The following is an 18,257-nucleotide window of genomic DNA, read 5'->3' as shown; positions in this document are numbered from 1 at the left end:
GGCCGCCCAGGGCCTCAGCTGCCGATCCCGGTGAGGGACCGGACCTCCATCTCGGCGTGCTTGTCCGCGTCCGCCTTCGGCTTGCCCACCAGGGTGCCGACGAACCCGCAGAGGAACGAGAACGGGATCGAGACCAGGCCCGGGTTCTTCAGCGGGAACCAGGCGAAGTCGACGCTCTTGAAGATCGCGTCCGGGGCGCCCGACACGACCGGCGAGAAGAGCACCAGGATCAGGCTCGCGGCGAGGCCGCCGTAGATGCCCCACAGCGTGCCGGTCGTGTTGAACCGCTTCCAGAACAGGGAGTACAGCAGCGTCGACAGGTTCGCCGACGCCGCCACGGCGAACGCGAGGGCCACCAGGAACGCGATGTTCTGCCCGTTCGCGAGCACGCCGCCGATGATGGCCAGCGCCCCGACCGCGATCGCGGTCAGCCGCGCCACCCGGACCTCGTCGGCCGGTTCCGCCTTGCCGCGCTTGAAGATGTTCGCGTAGACGTCGTGGGCGAAGGAGGCCGACGCGGTGATCGTCAGCCCGGCCACCACGGCGAGGATCGTCGCGAACGCCACCGCGGCGATGATGCCCAGCAGCAGCGTGCCGCCGACGTGCAGGGCCAGCAGCGGGGCGGCCGAGTTCTCGCCGCCGGGCGCGGCCTTGATCTCGTCCGCGCCGACCAGCGCGGCCGCGCCGAAGCCGATCACCAGCGTGCACAGGTAGAAGAGGAACATGCACGCCGTCGCCCAGACGACGCTTCGCCGCGCTTCGCGGGAGTTCGGCACCGTGTAGAAGCGCATCAGCACGTGCGGCAGCGCGGCCGCGCCGAGCACCAGCGCCAGGGCCAGCGACACGAAGTCGAGCTTGGTGGTGCCGTTCTTGCCGTAGGAGCCGCCCGGCTCGAGCAGCTTGTCGCCGAGCGGGCTGTTCTCCGCGGCCGAGGAGAGCAGGTTCGAGAACGAGAAGCCGAACTTGCCGAACAGGAACACCGTCAGCAGCGCGCCGCACAGCAGCAGGATGGTCGCCTTGATGATCTGCACCCACGTGGTGCCCTTCATCCCGCCGACCAGCACGTACAGCACCATGACCAGGCCGACGACGCCGATCACCAGCGCCTGGCCGAGCTTGGAGTGCACGTTCAGCAGCAGGGCCACCAGGCCGCCGGCGCCCGCCATCTGCGCGAGCATGTAGAAGAAGGAGATCACCAGCGTCGACGTCGCCGCCGCCGCGCGGACCGGGCGCTGCTTCATCCGGAAGCTCAGCACGTCGCCCATCGTGAACCGGCCGGTGTTGCGCAGCAGTTCGGCGATCAGCAGCAGGTCGACCAGCCAGGCGACGAGGAAGCCGATCGAGTAGAGGAAGCCGTCGTAGCCGTGCATCGCGATGGCGCCCGCGATGCCGAGGAACGACGCCGCCGACAGGAAGTCGCCCGACAGCGCGATGCCGTTCTGGCGGCCGGTGAACGCGCTGCCCGCGGCGTAGTAGTCCGACGTCGAGGAGTTCCGGGAGCTGGCCCGGTAGACGACGTAGAGCGTGATCGCCACGAACAGGGCGAACACGGCGGTGTTGACGAGCGGGTTGCTGGCGGGCGCCCCTTCGGCGGCGAGGGCGGTCATCGGCGGGTCCCTTCCGTCAGGCCGGCGCGGGCCCGCAGCTCGGCGACCCGGGGGTCGACCTGGCGGCGCGCGTAGCGCAGGTAGAGCCAGGTGACCAGCGCGGTGCTGGCGAACTGGCCGATGCCGAGCACGATGCCGACGTTGACCTGCCCGAACACCTTGGTGCTCATGAAGTCGTGCGCGTACGCGGCGAGCAGCACGTAGGTCATGTACCAGGCGAAGAAGGCGAAGCTCATCGGGAAGACGAACGACCGGAACCGCCGCCGCAGCGAGACGAACTCGCGGCTGGCCTGGATCGCGGCGTAGTCGGGACCCGTGCGGGGGGCGGGCCGTCGGTGCTGGGCGCCCGGCGGGCGGTCCCCGGTGAACAGCGCCGGCATCCGGCCGGTCTCTTCGAGCGGGTTGCCCGCCGCGGGACGCGCGACGTCGTACATGGGTGCCTCCGGCAGATGTGCCTGGCGTGGCGGCGGGGCCCCGGGCGCCTGCGGACAGGGCGCCGGGCCGCCCTTGCGGACTGCGAGTCGACATCGTAACTACGCCGTCCGGCGGAGCGGGCAGGCGGCCGGGTGGTTCAACGGCGGGAGAACGGTCGGTATTCGGTTTCCCGTCGAAAACGTCGAATGGCTGTTCGCTACAAGATCACGCGCAGATCACCCGTAATGATGAGAAAAATTGTGACGCGACGTTGTCGCGTTCGGCCCAGCCTGCGGCGAACGAGCTAATCCGGCCGGGTGCGGGTGACCAACTGTCACTCAGAGTGGTCAAAGTAGGGTTCGGTAGCGCAGTGGAGGGTCCTCCGGCTGCGGGCGTGGCGGGGAAGATCCACAGGTCGGCGCGGGGTCCCGAAAGAAATCACCAGGTCGGGTCACGCCACTGCGCAACGCCACAACATCGGGCACATCTTGAGACTTGACCCACCCGATGGGGGTACGGAGTGTAGATCGTCCGAGGTACGCTGCTGCCCCGCCTGGGCTAATCGGGTGACGGCCGAACGCCTGGGTGAGACGCGTCCGGTAACCGGGATTCCCTCTTCGGGGACGCCGAGGCGTAATGTCGTCGCCCGAGCCCGCCTCCGAAAGCGCTTTTCGCAGGTCAGCGACCGAACGGGGAACACAATTGACCGACCGGGCTCCGGGGGTACGATTCTTTGGCCCAGCTGACTCAGCGATCGATTGGCACCGATAAAGTTGATCTCCACGACCGTGCAGAACGCAAGTTGCGCCGTGCACGTGCACTGTCCCTTGCACGGGAAGCGGTGCCGGCCCGGTGACGGGCGCACGGTCGGCGGGGCAGCCGGGGACGAGCGAAGGCGCCGGCGAGGCGGCCGGGCGCGGACGGCACGACCGTCCGACGGCCCGCCGCCCGCCGGGACGCCGCGCCGACTCGGATCCATGACGCCGGACAGGGAGTCACTTACGTGACCGTTGCAGGAGAAGGTCAGGTGCCCGTGGGGGAGCTGCTCGGCCGGGCGCCCCGGCGGTCGAAGGGGAAGGAACTGTGGCGCGCCCTCGTGCGGTGGCGCGACTGGAGCCTCCCCGTGAAGCTCTCGGCCGTCACGGTGGTGCCGATCGTCCTCGCGCTGGTGCTCGGCATCACGACGATCGCCGCCCAGGTCGGCCGCTCGGACGACTACCAGCGGCTCGACCGGCTGGTCGCGCTCGGCGGCCAGACGCGCGCGCTCACCGGTGCGCTGCAACAGGAGCGCACGGTCACGGCGGCGATGCTGACCGAGGGGACCGTCGGCGGCACGCCCGAGCTCGCCGCGGCCCGCAAGGCCACGGACGCGGCGGTCGGCCCGTTCACCGACGCGCAGTCCCGCGCGTCCGGCGTCGAGCCCGGCGTGGCCGGGGCGGCCGGCGCGGCCACAGCGCAGGTCAACAACCTCGGCTTCCTGCGCCGCCAGGTCGACGGCGGCCAGCTCGACCCGGCCCAGGCCGTCAACTCCTACTCCGGGATCACCGGGTCCCTGATCGGCCTCGACACCGCGGCCACCGCGGGCGCCGGCGACGGCACGCTCGGCGGCACCCCGGCCGGGCTGCACGAACTGCTGGTCGCGGGCGAGCAGGTGTCGGTCAGCCAGGCACTGGTCTCCTACGGCATCGCCCGCTCGGCGCTGTCGCCGAGCGAGCTGGCCACGCTGCGCGCCGCCGAGCTGCGGCTGGCCGACCGGCTCGTCGACTTCCGCTCCGCGGCGGGCGACACGCTGCAGCGCGACTTCGCGGCGATCGCCGAAGGCGCCCAGGCGCAGAGCCGGGCCCGGATGGTCGAGTCGGTGCTGAACGCGCAGGGCACCACGGTCGACAACGCGTTCCGCGCCCTTTCGGCGGCCGAGTGGAACTCCGCGTCCTCGGCGATGCGGACGCAGATCAGCCAGGTCGCCGACCGGCTCGGCGCGTCGGCGTCGGCCACCTCGACCCAGCTGGTCGACGAGGCCAGCAGCGGCGCGGGCCTGCTCGCGGTGGTGCTGTTCGCGACCATGGTGCTCGCCGTCGCGGTCGTCTTCCTCATCACCCGCCAGCTGCTGCGTTCGCTGAAGGCGTTGCGGCGCAGCGCTTTGGACGTCGCCGAGACCGCGCTGCCCGAGGCGGTCCGCAACATCCAGGAAGGCCGTGCGCAGAGCACGGACGTCGTGCCGGTGCCGGTGCGGACCGAGGACGAGGTCGGCGAGGTCGCCCGCGCCTTCGACAAGGTGCACCACCAGGCGCTGCGGCTCGCGACCGAGCAGGCCGCGATGCGCACCGGCTTCGGCAGCGTGTTCGTCAACCTGTCCCGGCGCAGCCAGAGCCTGGTGCAGCGGCAGCTGCAGCTGATCGAGCAGCTCGAGCGGGACGAGGAGGACGCCGACCAGCTGGCGACCCTGTTCCAGCTCGACCACCTCGCCACCCGGATGCGGCGCAACAACGAGAACCTGATGGTGCTGTCGGGCGCCGAGCCCGGCCGCCGGTCCGGCAAGCCGGTCGGCACCACCGACATGCTCCGCGCCGCCGTCTCGGAAATCGAGCAGTACCAGCGGGTGCAGGTGCAGCCGCCGCCCCCGGCCCGGATCGTCGGCTACGCCGCGAGCGACCTGATGCGCCTGGTCGCCGAGCTGCTGGACAACGCGACGGCGTTCTCGGCGCCGGAGACGTCGGTGACGGTGGCGTCGCGGCTGGGCGAGGACGGCTCCCTCCACGTCGACATCCTCGACAAGGGCATCGGCATGAACGAGGCCGAGGTCGCCGAGGCGAACACCCGGCTGACCGAGGCCGGGTCGGTCGACCTGGCGACGTCGCGCCGGATGGGCCTGTTCGTGGTCGGCCGGCTGGCCAGCCGCCACCACATCGGGGTTTCGCTGCACGGCGGCAAGGACATCGTCGGCGTCCGCGCCACGGTCGTCGTCCCGGCGGAGCTGGTGATGCCGGTGACGGACGGCCCGCGGACGGGCCCGATCGGCTCCCTGCAGCAGCACCCGACGAGCCCCGCGGCGGGCAACCAGCTGCCGCGCCGCCAGGTCAACGGCACCTCCCGGCCGCGGCCGCTGGTCCCGCAGCAGCCGGCGATGGGGGAGGAGCGCTGGCCGTCGGCGAGCGACCTCGCCGGCCTGGCGAACGGGCACGGCCCGGCCGTCCGCCCGCCGTCGGACCTCGAGATCTCCGGGACGGCGCTGTTCGCGCCCCTCCCGAAGGACGACGACGTCCCGCCGCCGCGCCCGACGCTGCCCGCGGTGCTGCCGGTGCCGCAGCCGCCCCGCGCGGACGACCTCCCGGCGGGCAAGGACCTGTTCTCCGCCAACGAAACCACGCTCAGCGACTGGTGGAACCAGGCGACGGCGAAGCCCGAACCGGCGCCCACGGCCCCGGCGCCGGACCGCTCCGAGACGACGCCGATCTTCGACGAGATGCTGTCGGCGTGGTTCCGCGAGGAGAAGCCCGCTCCTTCGGCTCCTTCGGCTCCGGCTGCCCCCGAGGCGAAGCCCGCCGCGGCGGAGCCCGAGGGCCTGCGCAGCTGGGACTTCGCGAGCGACGAGAACTTCCGCACGGTCCAGGCGATCACGAAGTCGGAGCCGACGGCGTTCACGGAGAAGGGCCTCCCCCGCCGCCGCCGCGGCGAGCAGCTCCTCCCGGGCAGCGCGACGCCGACCTCGCCGGCCCCGGCCACCCCGGCCCCGCCGCGATCGGACCTCCCGGTCCGCGACCCGGCGGACGTCCGCGGCCGGCTGAGCAGCTTCCAGCAGGGCGTCACGAGGGGCCGCCAGCAGGCCCGCCAGGCAGCGGCGAACCCGACGGCGGCCTCCGCTTCGGCCGACACGGGACAGCGTGGACCTGCGGCAACGCAGCCGCGCGGCCCGGTGGCGGGCATGCAGGCCGATCCGGCGAAGCCCGCAAGCCCGCAGGGCGACCCGGCCCAGAGCGGACCTGCTGGAACGTCGGCGGGACCCGTGGCCGGAACGCAGGCTGACACTCCGCAAGGAGCTGCGGCCGGGACGCAAGCCGAGGCTTCGCCGGGCCTGCCGCAGCCTGCGGCCGGGACGCGGGCGGATGCCGCGCAGGGGCTGGCGGGCGGCGCTTCGCCTCAGCCAGGTCCGCGGCAGCCTGCGGCCGGCACGCAAGCCGATGGACCGGCAGCTCAGCCGGGTGGCGACGGGCGACGCCCCGCGGCCGGAACGCAAGGTGATGGGTCAGCGGTTCAGCCGGGTGGCGCCTTGCCGCAGCCGAGTCCGCGGCAGCCTGCGGCCGGGGCCCACACGGATGCCGCGCAGGGGCTGGCGGGCGGCGCTTCGCCTCAGCCAGGTCCGCGGCAGCCCGCAGCCGGGACGCAAGCCGACCGGCCTGCTGCTCAGCCGGGTGGCGCTCTGCCGCAGCCGGGCCCGGGGCAGCCCGCGGCCGGGTCTCAGGATGTCGCTCAGGGGCCGACGGGTGACGCAACCGCCTCGCCGCAGCCGGGCCCGCGGCAGCCCGCGGCCGGAGAGCCTGCGGCCGCGTTCCCGCAGCCGGGACAGCAAGCGCCCGGCAGCGAAGCCCAGCAGAACGGCCTGCCCAAGCCTCGAACGGCCCCCGGGCAACAAGGCGGCCTCCCCCAGCGGGGCGGCCCACAGCCCGGTGCGGCCCAGCCGGAGGAGCCACTGCCGCAGCGGGCGGCGTTCGAAGAGCCCGGCCGGCCGGCCGCCCCGCCGTCTTCACTGCCGTCTCGGCGGCCCGCCGGTGGTCAGGCCGAGGCTCCGCGCCGGGAAGAGGCTGCCGTCGAGGCCACCGCCGAGTGGAACTTCGGGACCGACGAAGGCTGGCGGACCGTGCAAGCGGTGTCCCAGTCGGCGCCCGCCACCTTCACTTCGGCAGGATTGCCCCGGCGCCGTCGCGGGGAGCAGCTGCTGCCCGGCAGCGCCGGACCGCCCACCGGGGCCACGGCCCCCCGACCACAACGGGACGCACACGACGTGCGCGGCCGCCTGCGAAGCTTCCAGCAGGGCATCGAGCGCGGGCGCCACCGCACCGCTCGGGCGACCGAGACCAACCACGAGACACTGGAGGGTGAATGACCTCGCCGAGTAGCGCTCAGCCGACGCAGAATCAGTTCGGCTGGCTGGTGAACGACTTCGCGGAGCGGGTGCCCGGCGTGGCGCACGCCGTGGTCGTCTCGGCGGACGGCCTGCTGCTGACCGCGTCGAACCGGCTGCCCCTCGACCGGGCCGACCAGCTCGCCGCGGTCGCCTCGGGCCTGGTCAGCCTCACCCAGGGCGCCGCCCGGTGCTTCGAGGCCGGCGCGGTCAACGAGACGGTCGTCGAGATGGAACTGGGGATCATGGTGCTGATGTCGATCAGCGACGGGTCCTGCCTGGCCGTGCTCGCCGCCCCCAACTGCGACATCGGCCAGGTCGCCTACGAGATGACGATGCTCGTCGACCGGGTCGGCCAGATCCTGACCCCGGAGCTGCGCGCCCAGCTCCAGGGCTCGGGTGGGTCGCTGATCGGCGAACCGGTGGGATGATGGCGCGATGAGCACGGGGTCCGGATTCGGCGGCGAACCACCCGAGGGGCAGCGGCCCCCCGGGCGCGAGGACGACGGCACCTTCGCCGACGTCCTCAACGGCTTCACCCTGGATTCCGGCCGTGCCCGCCGGAAGCGCAAGAAGAGCAAGGAGTCCCCGCCACCCCCGGCCGCCGGTGCGCACGCGGCCGCGGAACCGCCGGCGCCACCCGCGCCGCCGGCCGACCAAGGAGATCGAGTGACCTCTTTAGTCTCTCCCCCCGGCAGTACCGACGGGGACAGCCCCAGACCAGGGGGCTTGTTCGACCCGGGCCCGCCCAGCGGCGAGTTCGTCATGCCCAGGGTGTTCGAACAGGCACCCCCGCCCGAAGACCAGACCGCGATCGTGCGGCCGTACGCTCTCACCGGCGGCCGAACCCGGGCCAATTACGCGCTGGAGCTGGAGACACTGATCTCCACGAAGGACTACGCTGCCACCGGTGGCTTCCCCGAGGTGGCCGCGGAGCAGATCGAGTGCCTCTCGATCATGGAAGAGTGCCGGACCCCCCGTTCGGTCGCCGAGATCGTTTCGGCCCTGCGGGTGCCCTTGGGCGTGGCCCGGGTGCTGATCAGCGACGCGGCGGACGCTGGGCTGGTCACGGTGCACAAGACGATAACGGGCAATGACGGCGCCGAGGCACATCTGGTGTTGATGGAAAGGGTTTTGAGTGGACTCCGTCGGCTTTAAGGCACCGCGGGACACCGCGCCCCCGACCATGACATCCGCCAAGATCGTGGTGGCTGGCGGTTTCGGTGCGGGGAAGACGACCTTCGTCGGGTCGGTGTCGGAGATCGTGCCGCTCACCACCGAGGCGATGATGACCGACGCCAGCGTCGGCGTCGACAACCTCGACCACACGCCGGGCAAGTCGACGACCACGGTCGCGATGGACTTCGGCCGGGTGTCGCTGGACGCCGACCTGATCCTCTACCTGTTCGGCACGCCCGGGCAGCAGCGGTTCTGGTTCATGTGGGACGACCTGGTCCGCGGCGCGATCGGCGCGGTGGTGCTGGCCGACACGCGCCGGCTGGCCGACTCGTTCGCCCCGATCGACTTCTTCGAAGACCGCGGTCTGCCGTACATCGTCGGCATCAACACGTTCGACGGCGTGCTGGAGCACGACATCAACGACGTCCGCGAAGCCCTGTCGATCGACCCGAACATCCCGATCGTCCGCTGCGACGCCCGGGACCGCGAGTCGACGAAGCAGACGCTGATCACGCTGGTCGAGTACGCCATGCGCCAGTGGATCGCGCTCCGGGCGGCCAAGGCCCGCTGACGCCGTCAGGGCCCGGGGGAGCACCCCGGGCCCCGGCGCGTTCTCAGTACTCGTCGTGGCGGCGCCACCACGAGCTCGGCGCGTCGTCGCCGTGGCTCTCCTCTTCCCACGCCTCCTGACGCCCCAGCGGCGTCACGTCCAGGTAGCGGTGCGAGGCGAGGAACATCTCGCCGCCCCGGCCGGACGTGAAGTACGTCCGGAAGACGTCGTCGCCGTCGCGGAGGAAGACACTCACGCCGAAGCCCCTCCCGACGCCGCAGTCCTCGGTGAAGGTGCTGCCGTGCGCCGACACCCACGGCACGTCCCAGCCCATCCGCTTCTTGTACCGCTCGATCTCGGCGAGCGTCGCGGGCGCGACGACCTTGAGCGTGACGTCCCGGGCGTGCAGGTGGGCCAGGTGCGGCAGGTTGTCGACGACCAGGGAACAGCCGGGGCAGCCCGCTTCGTCGCCGGGGTGCAGCATGAAGTGGTAGACGACCAGCTGACGGCGGCCGTCGAAGAGGTCGAGCAGGCTGACCGGTCCGCCGGCGCTCTCGAACCGGTACTCCGCGTCGAACCGGACCATCGGCAGCCGGCGGCGCTCGGCGGCCAGCCGGTCGGCTGCCTTCATGTGCGCCTTCTCCTTGACCAGCAGCGCGTCCCGCGCGGCCTGCCATTCCGCCGGCGTGACGATCTCGGGCAGAGCGGTCATCGGTCGTCCTTTCCTCGGAGGTGGCCGGCCAGGTCGTCGAAGCTGGATGTCCAGCCGTCGTGGTGGCCGTCGCGCTCGGCGGCGGCCGGGAAGCCGGTCTGGGTGAAGGTCATTTCGGTCTTGCCACCGAGGTCGGCGAAGTCGATCGCCACCAGCGTCTCGCCGTCCTCGGCCTCCCACGCGAACGTGAACACCAGCCGCCGCGGCGTGCTGATCTCGCGGTAGACGCCGTACATCCAGTGCTCGTCGCCTTCGGGGGAGCGGATGCAGGCCCGCCAGCGGCCGCCGGGCCGCGGGTCGACGGTGACGGCCGGGCAGGTGAAACCCCGGGGACCGAACCAGTGCGCCAGGTGGTCCGGCTCGGTCCAGGCGGAGAACACGAGCTCGCGCGGGGCGTCGAAGACGCGGGTGATCTCCAGGTCAGGCATCGCCGGTCAGGCTCCTCAGGTGCTCCTCGAGGCGGTCGAACCCGTCGTCCCAGAACCGGCGGTAGGTCGCGACCCAGTCGGCGACGTCTTCCAGCGGTCTCGCCTCCAGCCGGCAGGGCCGCCACTGGCGCGTGCGGCCTCGGGTGATCAGCCCGGCCTGTTCCAGCACCTTCAGGTGCCGCGAAACCGCGGGCAGGCTCATCGTGAACGGTTCGGCGAGCTCGTTCACGGTCGCTTCGCCGGCCGACAGCCGCGCGAGGATGGCCCGCCGGGTCGGATCGGCGAGCGCGGAGAACGTCCGGCTCAACGGGTCAGCAGTCATTTCAGCACCTTGTTAATTAACGGACTAGTTAAACATAGTGCCGAGCTGGACGTTGTCAAGTTCTCCTGGTGGGCCGCTGAGATCCGCGTCACGGGTCTTCGGGTTTCCAATAGTAGGAAGTCAAAGTATTTTGGAGGGATGAGCAGTGAGCTGTACCGCCCCGCGCACCCCGTCCGGTTCGTCACGGCCTCGAGCCTCTTCGACGGCCACGACGCGTCGATCAACATCATGCGGCGGATCCTGCAGTCGCAGGGCGCGGAGGTCGTGCACCTCGGGCACAACCGGTCGGTCGACGAGGTGGCCACCGCGGCCATCGCCGAGGACGTCCAGGGTGTGGCCATCTCTGCTTACCAGGGCGGGCACGTCGAGTACTTCTCCTACCTGGTCGAGCTGCTGCGTGAGCGCGGCGCCGGGCACATCAAGGTCTTCGGCGGCGGGGGCGGGGTGATCGTGCGCGAGGAGATCGAGCTGCTGCACTCCCGCGGCGTCGCCCGCATCTTCTCGCCCGAGGACGGCTACGAGATGGGCCTCCCGGGCATGATCAACTCGATGATCGAGGCCTGCGACGTCGACCTCGCCGCCCAGGCCCCGGCGCTGGACAAGGTCCTTTCCGGCGACGTCGCCTCGCTCTCCCGCGTCATCACCCAGCTGCAGGCCGAAAAGCTCCCCGGTGAGCTGCTCACCGGCATCACCGAAGCCGCGGGCAAGCGTGAGGTACCCGTCCTGGGCATCACCGGCACCGGTGGTTCGGGCAAGTCCTCGCTCACCGACGAGCTGATCCGCCGCTTCCGCCTCGACCAGGAGGACAAGCTGCGGATCGCGGTGCTCGCCGTCGACCCGTCGCGGCGCAAGGGCGGCGGCGCGCTGCTCGGCGACCGCATCCGGATGAACTGCCTCGACGGCTCCCCGGTGTACTTCCGGTCCCTGGCCACGCGCACGACGTCCGGCGAGATCCCGGCCGGGCTCAGCGAGGCGATCCTGGCCTGCAAGGCCGCCGGGTTCGACCTGGTGATCGTCGAGACGCCGGGTATCGGCCAGGGCGACGCCGGCATCGTCGACTACGTGGACAACTCGCTGTACGTGATGACGCCGGAGTTCGGCGCCGCGTCGCAGCTGGAGAAGATCGACATGCTCGACTTCGCCGACGTCGTCGCGATCAACAAGTTCGAGCGCCGCGGCGCCGAGGACGCCCGCCGCGACGTCGCGCGCCAGCTGGTCCGCAACCGCGAGGCCTTCGTCTCCGGCCCGGAAGACATGCCGGTGTACGGCACGAGCGCGGCGAAGTTCAACGACGACGGCGTCACCGCGCTGTACCAGCACCTGCGCGGCATGCTCGCCGAGCGCGGGCTGACCGTCTCGGCCGGCACGCTGCCGCAGGTCGAGGGCAAGGTCTCGACCGACGCGTCGACGGTCATCCCCGGCACCCGGGCCCGCTACCTCGCCGACATCGCCGAGACCGTGCGCGGCTACCACGCCAAGACGCAGGCGCAGGTCGCCGCGGTCCGCAAGCGCGAAGCCCTGGCGCTGGCCCGTGAAGAACTGGGCAAGGTGGACGCCTCGACCGACGCGCTGGACGGGCTGCTCGCCGCGGCCGAGTCCGATGTGGACGGCGAGGCGACGAAGCTCCTCGAGCGCTTCAAGGCGCTTTCGGAGGAGTACCGCCAGGACGAGCTCGTGGTCAAGATCCGCGACAAGGAGCTGCGCACGCAACTGTGGCGCGACACGTTGTCCGGCAACCGGATCCCGCGCGTCGCCCTGCCGCGCTACGCCGAGTCCGGCGAGCTGCTGTCGTTCCTGCGCCGCGAGAACCTGCCGGGCTACTTCCCCTACACCGCGGGCGTTTTCCCGTTCAAGCGCGAGGGCGAGGACCCGGCGCGGATGTTCGCCGGCGAGGGCGACGCGTTCCGCACCAACCGCCGGTTCAAGCTGCTTTCCGAGGACTCGGAGGCGAAGCGGCTCTCGACGGCGTTCGACTCCGTGACCCTCTACGGCCACGACCCCGACACGCGCCCGGACATTTACGGCAAGGTCGGCACGTCCGGCGTGTCCATCGCCTCGCTCGAGGACATGAAGGTCCTCTACGACGGCTTCGACCTGACCGCGCCGAACACGTCGGTCTCGATGACGATCAACGGCCCGGCGCCGACGATCCTCGCGTTCTTCCTCAACACCGCGATCGACCAGAAGCTCGACGAGTTCAAGGCGGAGCACGGGCGCGAGCCGTCCGACGCCGAGGCCGCCGAGCTGCGCGAGTGGGCGCTGAAGAACGTGCGCGGCACCGTGCAGGCCGACATCCTCAAGGAGGACCAGGGCCAGAACACCTGCATCTTCTCCACCGAGTTCAGCCTCCGGATGATGGCCGACATCCAGGAGTGGTTCATCGCCCACGGCGTCCGCAACTTCTACTCGGTGTCCATTTCCGGTTACCACATCGCCGAAGCCGGGGCGAACCCGATCTCGCAGCTGGCCTTCACGCTGTCCAACGGCTTCACCTACGTCGAGTCGTACCTCGCGCGCGGCATGGACATCGACGACTTCGCGCCGAACCTGTCGTTCTTCTTCTCCAACGGCATGGACGCGGAGTACTCGGTGCTCGGCCGGGTGGCGCGGCGGATCTGGGCCGTGGCCATGCGCGAGCGCTACGGCGCGAACGAGCGGTCGCAGAAGCTCAAGTACCACGTGCAGACGTCCGGGCGGTCGCTGCACGCGCAGGAGATGAGCTTCAACGACATCCGCACCACGCTGCAGGCGCTCTGCGCGCTGTACGACAACGCGAACTCCCTGCACACCAACGCGTTCGACGAGGCGATCACGACGCCGTCGGAGTCGTCGGTGCGCCGCGCGATGGCCATCCAGATGATCATCAACAAGGAGTGGGGCCTGTCGAAGAACGAGAACCCGCTGCAGGGCTCGTTCGTCATCGACGAGCTGACCGACCTGGTCGAAGAGGCCGTACTGCTGGAGTTCGACCGGATCTCCGAGCGCGGCGGCGTGCTCGGTGCGATGGAGACCGGTTACCAGCGCGGCAAGATCCAGGACGAGTCGATCCTGTACGAGCGCAAGAAGCACGACGGCTCGCTGCCGATCATCGGCGTCAACACGTTCCGCAACCCGCGTGCGGGCGAGGACGACATCGAGGTCGAGCTCGCCCGCGCGACGGAGGACGAGAAGAAGTCCCAGCTGGACCGGCTCGCCGACTTCCAGCACCGCCACCACGAGGAGGCCCAGCAGGCGCTGAAGGCGCTGCGTGAGGCGGCCACCCGTGGCGGCAACCTGTTCGGGGTGCTGATGGATGCCGCGCGGGTGTGCTCGCTGGGTCAGATCACGGAGGCGTTCTTCGAGGTCGGCGGCCAGTACCGGCGCAACGTCTAGCGGCGGACCGCTTTCAGCTGCCAGACCGGGACCAGGACCCGGCCGCCGGCGTCGGTGTCCATGCCGGCGAGGCCGGCCGGGTCCGCGTCCAGCATGAGCCGGACGCTCTGCCGCAGCTCGTCCGGGTTCATCGACGTCGTGTAGACGGCCGGTTCGAGCTTCTCGATCGTCCAGTCCTTGCCGACGGTCTCGCGCAGGTTGGCTTCGCTGATCAGGTAGGGCGCCGGGAAGGCGTCCGGTACCTGCGGGGAGAACGCGAACAGGTGCAGCCGCGCGCCCGGCCGTGTCGCGCGGGTCAGGGCGGCCAGGTACCGATGCCGCTCGTCCTCGGACAGGCAGTGGTAGAGCGCGCTGTCGAGGACCGTGTCGAAGCGGCCTTCGTAGCCCTCGAGCGTCGTCGCGTCGGCGACCGCGAAGGTGACGTCCTTCGTGCGGGCGCGGGCCTGCTCGATCGCCGACGGCGCGCCGTCCAGACCGGTGACGCTCAGGCCGCGCGAGGCGAGGAACGCCGAGTTGTCGCCGAGGCCGCAGCCGATGTCGAGCACCTCGCCGGTGAACTCGCCGGCGTCGGCCAGTGCGACGACCGCGGGCTGCGGCGCGCCGATGTCCCACGGCATCTTCCGGCCCACCGGGGTGGCGCCCTGGTAAAGCTCTTCGAAGTCGATGTCCTGTACGTCCATGACTACCCCCTTATTCAACGGATGATGAGATCACTCCATCCTGCACCTCCTGTCAACCGGGTGGTAGTCGTAGAAGTATGAAATTCGGGATCTCGACGTTCGTGACCGACGAAGGCATCCGGCCGGACGTGCTGGGCGCGGCCCTGGAGGAACGCGGCTTCGACTCGTTGTGGCTGGCCGAGCACTCGCACATCCCGGTGAACCGCGAGAGCCCGTACCCGGGCGGCGGCGACCTGCCGGAGAAGTACAAGCGCACGCTCGACCCGTTCGTGGCGCTCACCGCCGCGGCCACCGCGACGTCGGAGCTGCTGCTCGGCACCGGGATCGCGCTGCTGATCCAGCGCGACCTGATCCACGTCGCGAAGGAGGTCGCCTCGCTCGACCTGATCTCCGACGGGCGCGCGCTGTTCGGCGTCGGTGTCGGCTGGAACCGCGAGGAGATGCGCAACCACGGCACCGACCCGAAGACCCGCGGCGCGCTGATGGACGAGCAGCTGGCCGCGCTCAAGGAGATCTGGACGAAGGACGAGGCCGAGTTCCACGGCACGCACGTCGACTTCGACCCGATCTACGCCTGGCCGAAGCCGGTGCGCAAGCCGCACCCGCCGATCTACATCGGCGGCGAGAGCGAAGCCGCCCTGAACCGTCTCGCCCGTTACGGCGACGGCTGGCTGCTTCGCGGTCACACGCACTTCGACGAGGCGAAGCGTGTCCGCGGCTGGCTGGCCGACCAGGGCCGGTCAGACGTGGAGTTCGCCGTCTTCGGCGGCGACGAGCGCCCGAAGATCATCGACGGCTTCCGCGAGGCGGGCGTCGAGCGCTACACGTTCCTGCTGGAGACGATGCCGGAAGCCGAGACGCTCAAGGCCCTGGACGAGCTGGCGGCCCTGGCGGCCACGCACCACTGAGTCACTTGTCCAGCAGCAGGTGCACCGACAGCTCGAGGCGGTTGGCGACGTCGGCCGCCGAGGCGCGGCGGGTCACCCAGGCCACCAGGTTCGCCATCCAGACGTCCGCGACGACGTGGAAGATGTCGCGGTCGGCCTCGGTCGGGTCGTCGATGCCCATGGCCTGGGCGAACATGTTCTCCATCAGCCGCCCGACCTGCTCGACCTCGGCGGCCGCGGACGTGTCGGCGAACATGAACGCCCGGACCATCGCCTCGGTCAGGTGCGGGTCGCGCTGCATCAGCCGGGTGTTGCGGCCGAGCACGAACATCAGCCGCTCGGCCGGGGTCTCGCCGGGGATGGCCTGGCGCTCGAGCTTCTCCTGCGCGCGCTCGAACTCGCGCGCCAGGCCGGAGACGAGCAGGTGGATCTTCGAGGGGAAGTAGCGGTACAGCGTGCCGAGCGCGACGTCCGCCTTCTCGGCGACCGCCCGCATCTGCACGGCGTCGTACCCGCCCTTCGCGGCCAGCGCGAGGGTGGCGTCGATGATCCGGCGGCGGCGGTCGCGCTGGGCGGCCGAGCCGAGTTCGTCGGCCCCGATCGCGCTCAGGCCGTTGCCGCGTGCCTTCGCCGGCGCTTTGGCTTTGCCGGGCATCGGCATTCCCCCGTCCTTCGGAACTTGTTCCAGTTCACGACGTAGAGTACCTGTCCTGGCGAAACGTTCAACAACTGACCCACTGGCCGAAAAACTGTAACACGTTCTACACTCGCGAGTAGTGTCCGTCACCCGCGAGGAGGGCCCATGCCGGTTGCGCTCACCGAGGAACAGGTCGCGCTGGCCGAGGCGATCCACGCCTGGTCCGCCGCGCACCACCCGCGAGAGGCGGTGCGAGCGGCGGAAACCGGGTCCGCGGCGGGTGTTCCCGCGGGTTTCGCCGAGCTCGGCCTCTTCGGCGTCGCGCTGCCCGCGGCGGCCGGCGGAGCCGACGGAACCGTCGCCGATCTCGCGGCCGGGCTGGCCGCCGCGGCCGAAGAACTCGTCCCCGGTCCGGTGCTCGCCACGGCGCTGGGCGGCCTCCTGCTCGCGGAGGTCCCCGAGGCGAAGGAGCTGCTCGCGGCCCTCGCCGAGGGCGAGACCACGGTGCCGGAGCTGCCGGACCGGCTCGTCGACGCCGCGCCCGGTCCGGTGCCGGGAGCCACTCCCGGATCCTGGCTGCTCGTGCCGGTCGAGGGCGGCCACGTGCTGCTCGCGCCGGGGACGCCGGGGGTGACCGTCGAGCCGCTGACGCCGTTCGACTTCTCGCGTCCGCTGGGGCGCGTCCGGTTCTCCGGTGTCCCGGCCGAGGTCCTGACCCTGCCGCCGGTCGAGCCGCTGGCGGCGACCCTGGCCGCGGCCGAGGCGGCGGGCGTGGCGCGGCGGTGCCTGCGCGTCGCCGTCGAGTACGCCAAGGTCCGGGAGCAGTTCGGCAAGCCGATCGGCGCGTTCCAGGCGATCAAGCACCTGTGCGCCGAGATGCTCAGCCGCGCCGAAGCCGCCGAGGCGCTGGCCTGGGACGCGGCGGCCGGGCAGCACCCGCTCTCCGTGGCGAGCGCGGCCGTCGTCGCCCTCGACGCGGCCGTCGCCAACGCGAAGGACTGCGTCCAGGTGCTCGGCGGCATCGGGTTCACCTGGGAGCACGACGCGCACCTCTACCTGCGCCGGGCGGTGGCGCTGCGTCAGTGGCTCGGCGGGGCGTGGCGGCGCCGGGCGGCTTCGCTGGCGCTGGCCGGGACCGAGCGCACGCTGGGGGTCGACGTCGGGGACGACCCCGCCTTGCACGAGGAGGTGGCGCGGATCGCCGCGCTTTCCGGCTCCGGCCGGCGAGTCGCCCTGGCCGACGCGGGGTTGCTGACCCCGCACTGGCCGGCGCCCTACGGCCGGGGCGCCGATGCGGCGGAGCAGCTGCGGATCGACGGGGCTTTGGCGGCCGCCGGCGTCCGCCGTCCGGACCTGGTGATCGGCGCGTGGGCGGTGCCGACGATCCTCGAGCACGGTAGCGACGAACAGCGCTCGCGGTTCGCGCGGCCGACGCTGCGCGGGGAAATCACGTGGTGCCAGTTGTTCAGCGAACCGGGCGCGGGGTCGGACCTGGCGGCGTTGCGGACGGCGGCCCGGCGCGTGGACGGCGGCTGGCGGCTGTCCGGGCAGAAGGTGTGGACGTCGCTGGCCCGCGAAGCCGACTGGGGGATCTGCCTGGCGCGCACCGACCCGGACGTGCCCAAGCACAAGGGCATCACGTACTTCCTGGTCGACATGCGCGCCGAGGGCATCACGACGCGGCCGTTGCGCGAGATCACCGGCGACGCCGTGTTCAATGAGGTGTTCCTCGACGACGTGTTCGTGCCGGACGCCGACGTCGTCGGCTCGCCGGGCGGGGGCTGGCGGCTGGCGCGCACGACCCTGGCCAACGAGCGGGTGGCCCTCGGGAGCGGCTCGGCGGTGGGGGAGAGCGTGCAGGCGCTCGTGTCCACTGTGGACGCCGCGGCGCTGGACGACGTCGCGCTGGACCGGCTCGGCGGGCTCGTCGCCTTCGGGGTGGCGGGCTCGGTGCTGGACCTGCGGGCGGCGCTGCGGCGGCTCGGCGGGCAGGACCCGGGCGCGGAGTCGAGCGTGCGGAAGCTGCTCGGCGTGCAGCACCGCCAGGACGTCGCGGAGTTCGCGCTGGAGCTGGCGGGGACGGGAGCGCTGGTCGCGGGCGGCGACGTCCAGCACGAGTTCCTCCTGACGCGCTGCCTGTCGATCGCGGGCGGCACCACGCAGGTCCTGCGGTCCCTGACCGCGGAACGGTTGCTGGGCCTGCCCCGCGGCTGATGCCCCGCCAGTCACGTGTGATGCCCTTCTGATCACGCGTGATGCCTGTCCGATCACGTGTGATGCCTCTTCGAGCACGGGCGGGGCGGGGGTGCGGGCGGCGCGAAAGGACCGTTCGCGCCCTCCGGGCCGAAAC

Annotated in this window: 14 protein-coding genes; 7 read left to right on the top strand and 7 right to left on the bottom strand. The window is 71.5% G+C overall.

Annotation, left to right across the window (positions count from 1 at the left end; all coding sequences use genetic code 11):
* Positions 1 to 14: 14 nt before the first annotated feature.
* Together ACYVLJ_RS14410 and ACYVLJ_RS14405 are read right to left on the bottom strand one after the other, a co-directional pair.
* Complete coding sequence (locus ACYVLJ_RS14410) at positions 15 to 1,607, bottom strand: solute symporter family protein (protein ID WP_451973666.1); 1,593 nt, start codon at positions 1,605 to 1,607, stop codon at positions 15 to 17.
* The gene (locus ACYVLJ_RS14405; protein ID WP_460438964.1) at positions 1,604 to 2,041 is read right to left on the bottom strand and encodes a DUF485 domain-containing protein; all 438 of its coding nucleotides are present in this window, start codon (positions 2,039 to 2,041) and stop codon (positions 1,604 to 1,606) included. The genes ACYVLJ_RS14410 and ACYVLJ_RS14405 overlap by 4 nt, the downstream gene beginning before the upstream one ends.
* Before the next feature lie 1,007 nt (positions 2,042 to 3,048).
* Here ACYVLJ_RS14405 and ACYVLJ_RS14400 point away from each other — a divergent pair.
* From ACYVLJ_RS14400 to ACYVLJ_RS14385, 4 genes are read left to right on the top strand one after another with little or no spacing between them, the layout of a single operon-like run.
* Positions 3,049 to 7,122 carry a sensor histidine kinase gene (locus ACYVLJ_RS14400; RefSeq protein ID WP_460439136.1) on the top strand — a complete coding sequence of 1,358 codons (4,074 nt, stop codon included), beginning with the start codon at positions 3,049 to 3,051 and terminating at the stop codon, positions 7,120 to 7,122.
* A complete protein-coding gene (locus tag ACYVLJ_RS14395) occupies positions 7,119 to 7,571 on the top strand; it encodes a roadblock/LC7 domain-containing protein (RefSeq protein WP_004561253.1) in 453 nt (150 codons plus the stop codon). The genes ACYVLJ_RS14400 and ACYVLJ_RS14395 overlap by 4 nt, the downstream gene beginning before the upstream one ends.
* Positions 7,572 to 7,578: 7 nt before the next feature.
* Positions 7,579 to 8,298, top strand: a complete 720-nt coding sequence (locus tag ACYVLJ_RS14390) for a DUF742 domain-containing protein (RefSeq protein ID WP_451973662.1) — start codon at positions 7,579 to 7,581, stop codon at positions 8,296 to 8,298.
* Positions 8,299 to 8,326: 28 nt separating this feature from the next.
* The gene (locus ACYVLJ_RS14385; protein ID WP_285454006.1) at positions 8,327 to 8,890 is read left to right on the top strand and encodes a GTP-binding protein; all 564 of its coding nucleotides are present in this window, start codon (positions 8,327 to 8,329) and stop codon (positions 8,888 to 8,890) included.
* Positions 8,891 to 8,933: 43 nt separating this feature from the next.
* On the opposite strand, the gene ACYVLJ_RS14380 is transcribed toward ACYVLJ_RS14385, so the two are convergent.
* The 3 genes from ACYVLJ_RS14380 to ACYVLJ_RS14370 are packed head-to-tail and all read right to left on the bottom strand — an operon-like array spanning position 8,934 to position 10,331.
* Positions 8,934 to 9,581, bottom strand: a complete 648-nt coding sequence (locus ACYVLJ_RS14380) for a DUF899 domain-containing protein (protein ID WP_451973660.1) — start codon at positions 9,579 to 9,581, stop codon at positions 8,934 to 8,936.
* On the bottom strand, positions 9,578 to 10,009 hold the full coding sequence (locus ACYVLJ_RS14375; protein WP_460438963.1) for an SRPBCC family protein: 432 nt from the start codon (positions 10,007 to 10,009) through the stop codon (positions 9,578 to 9,580). Before ACYVLJ_RS14375 ends, ACYVLJ_RS14380 begins: the two co-directional genes overlap by 4 nt.
* Positions 10,002 to 10,331, bottom strand: coding sequence for an ArsR/SmtB family transcription factor (locus ACYVLJ_RS14370; protein WP_460438962.1), 330 nt, complete (start codon positions 10,329 to 10,331; stop codon positions 10,002 to 10,004). Before ACYVLJ_RS14370 ends, ACYVLJ_RS14375 begins: the two co-directional genes overlap by 8 nt.
* Positions 10,332 to 10,469: 138 nt before the next feature.
* On the opposite strand from ACYVLJ_RS14370, the gene icmF reads away from it, so the two are divergent.
* Positions 10,470 to 13,703, top strand: a complete 3,234-nt coding sequence (gene icmF, locus ACYVLJ_RS14365; protein ID WP_460438961.1) for a fused isobutyryl-CoA mutase/GTPase IcmF — start codon at positions 10,470 to 10,472, stop codon at positions 13,701 to 13,703.
* Here icmF and ACYVLJ_RS14360 read toward each other — a convergent pair.
* Positions 13,700 to 14,383 (bottom strand): class I SAM-dependent methyltransferase, encoded by a 684-nt coding sequence (locus tag ACYVLJ_RS14360; protein WP_460438960.1) that lies wholly within the window; start codon positions 14,381 to 14,383, stop codon positions 13,700 to 13,702. The two genes, icmF and ACYVLJ_RS14360, sit on opposite strands and share 4 nt — an antisense overlap.
* Before the next feature lie 77 nt (positions 14,384 to 14,460).
* On the opposite strand from ACYVLJ_RS14360, the gene ACYVLJ_RS14355 reads away from it, so the two are divergent.
* On the top strand, positions 14,461 to 15,291 hold the full coding sequence (locus ACYVLJ_RS14355; RefSeq protein ID WP_460438959.1) for an LLM class F420-dependent oxidoreductase: 831 nt from the start codon (positions 14,461 to 14,463) through the stop codon (positions 15,289 to 15,291).
* Position 15,292: 1 nt separating this feature from the next.
* On the opposite strand, the gene kstR is transcribed toward ACYVLJ_RS14355, so the two are convergent.
* On the bottom strand, positions 15,293 to 15,931 hold the full coding sequence (gene kstR / locus ACYVLJ_RS14350) for a cholesterol catabolism transcriptional regulator KstR (protein WP_451973648.1): 639 nt from the start codon (positions 15,929 to 15,931) through the stop codon (positions 15,293 to 15,295).
* Between the two features lie 141 nt (positions 15,932 to 16,072).
* On the opposite strand from kstR, the gene ACYVLJ_RS14345 reads away from it, so the two are divergent.
* A complete protein-coding gene (locus ACYVLJ_RS14345; protein ID WP_460438958.1) occupies positions 16,073 to 18,121 on the top strand; it encodes an acyl-CoA dehydrogenase family protein in 2,049 nt (682 codons plus the stop codon).
* The last annotated feature ends 136 nt before the right edge of the window (positions 18,122 to 18,257 follow it).

Source organism: Amycolatopsis stemonae, from assembly GCF_054781455.1.
Note: the sequence above shows the minus strand (reverse complement) of the source record. Positions and strands in the feature narration are given on the sequence as shown.

Bases quoted from the DNA above. Each gene is read 5' to 3' on its own strand.
- ACYVLJ_RS14410 (WP_451973666.1), bottom strand. From the start codon at position 1,607: ATGACCGCCCTCGCCGCCGAAGGGGCGCCCGCCAGCAACCCGCTCGTC.
- ACYVLJ_RS14405 (WP_460438964.1), bottom strand. From the start codon at position 2,041: ATGTACGACGTCGCGCGTCCCGCGGCGGGCAACCCGCTCGAAGAGACC.
- ACYVLJ_RS14395 (WP_004561253.1), top strand. From the start codon at position 7,119: ATGACCTCGCCGAGTAGCGCTCAGCCGACGCAGAATCAGTTCGGCTGG.
- ACYVLJ_RS14390 (WP_451973662.1), top strand. From the start codon at position 7,579: ATGAGCACGGGGTCCGGATTCGGCGGCGAACCACCCGAGGGGCAGCGG.
- ACYVLJ_RS14385 (WP_285454006.1), top strand. From the start codon at position 8,327: ATGACATCCGCCAAGATCGTGGTGGCTGGCGGTTTCGGTGCGGGGAAG.
- ACYVLJ_RS14380 (WP_451973660.1), bottom strand. From the start codon at position 9,581: ATGACCGCTCTGCCCGAGATCGTCACGCCGGCGGAATGGCAGGCCGCG.
- ACYVLJ_RS14375 (WP_460438963.1), bottom strand. From the start codon at position 10,009: ATGCCTGACCTGGAGATCACCCGCGTCTTCGACGCCCCGCGCGAGCTC.
- ACYVLJ_RS14370 (WP_460438962.1), bottom strand. From the start codon at position 10,331: ATGACTGCTGACCCGTTGAGCCGGACGTTCTCCGCGCTCGCCGATCCG.
- icmF (WP_460438961.1), top strand. From the start codon at position 10,470: ATGAGCAGTGAGCTGTACCGCCCCGCGCACCCCGTCCGGTTCGTCACG.
- ACYVLJ_RS14360 (WP_460438960.1), bottom strand. From the start codon at position 14,383: ATGGACGTACAGGACATCGACTTCGAAGAGCTTTACCAGGGCGCCACC.
- ACYVLJ_RS14355 (WP_460438959.1), top strand. From the start codon at position 14,461: ATGAAATTCGGGATCTCGACGTTCGTGACCGACGAAGGCATCCGGCCG.
- kstR (WP_451973648.1), bottom strand. From the start codon at position 15,931: ATGCCGATGCCCGGCAAAGCCAAAGCGCCGGCGAAGGCACGCGGCAAC.
- ACYVLJ_RS14345 (WP_460438958.1), top strand. From the start codon at position 16,073: ATGCCGGTTGCGCTCACCGAGGAACAGGTCGCGCTGGCCGAGGCGATC.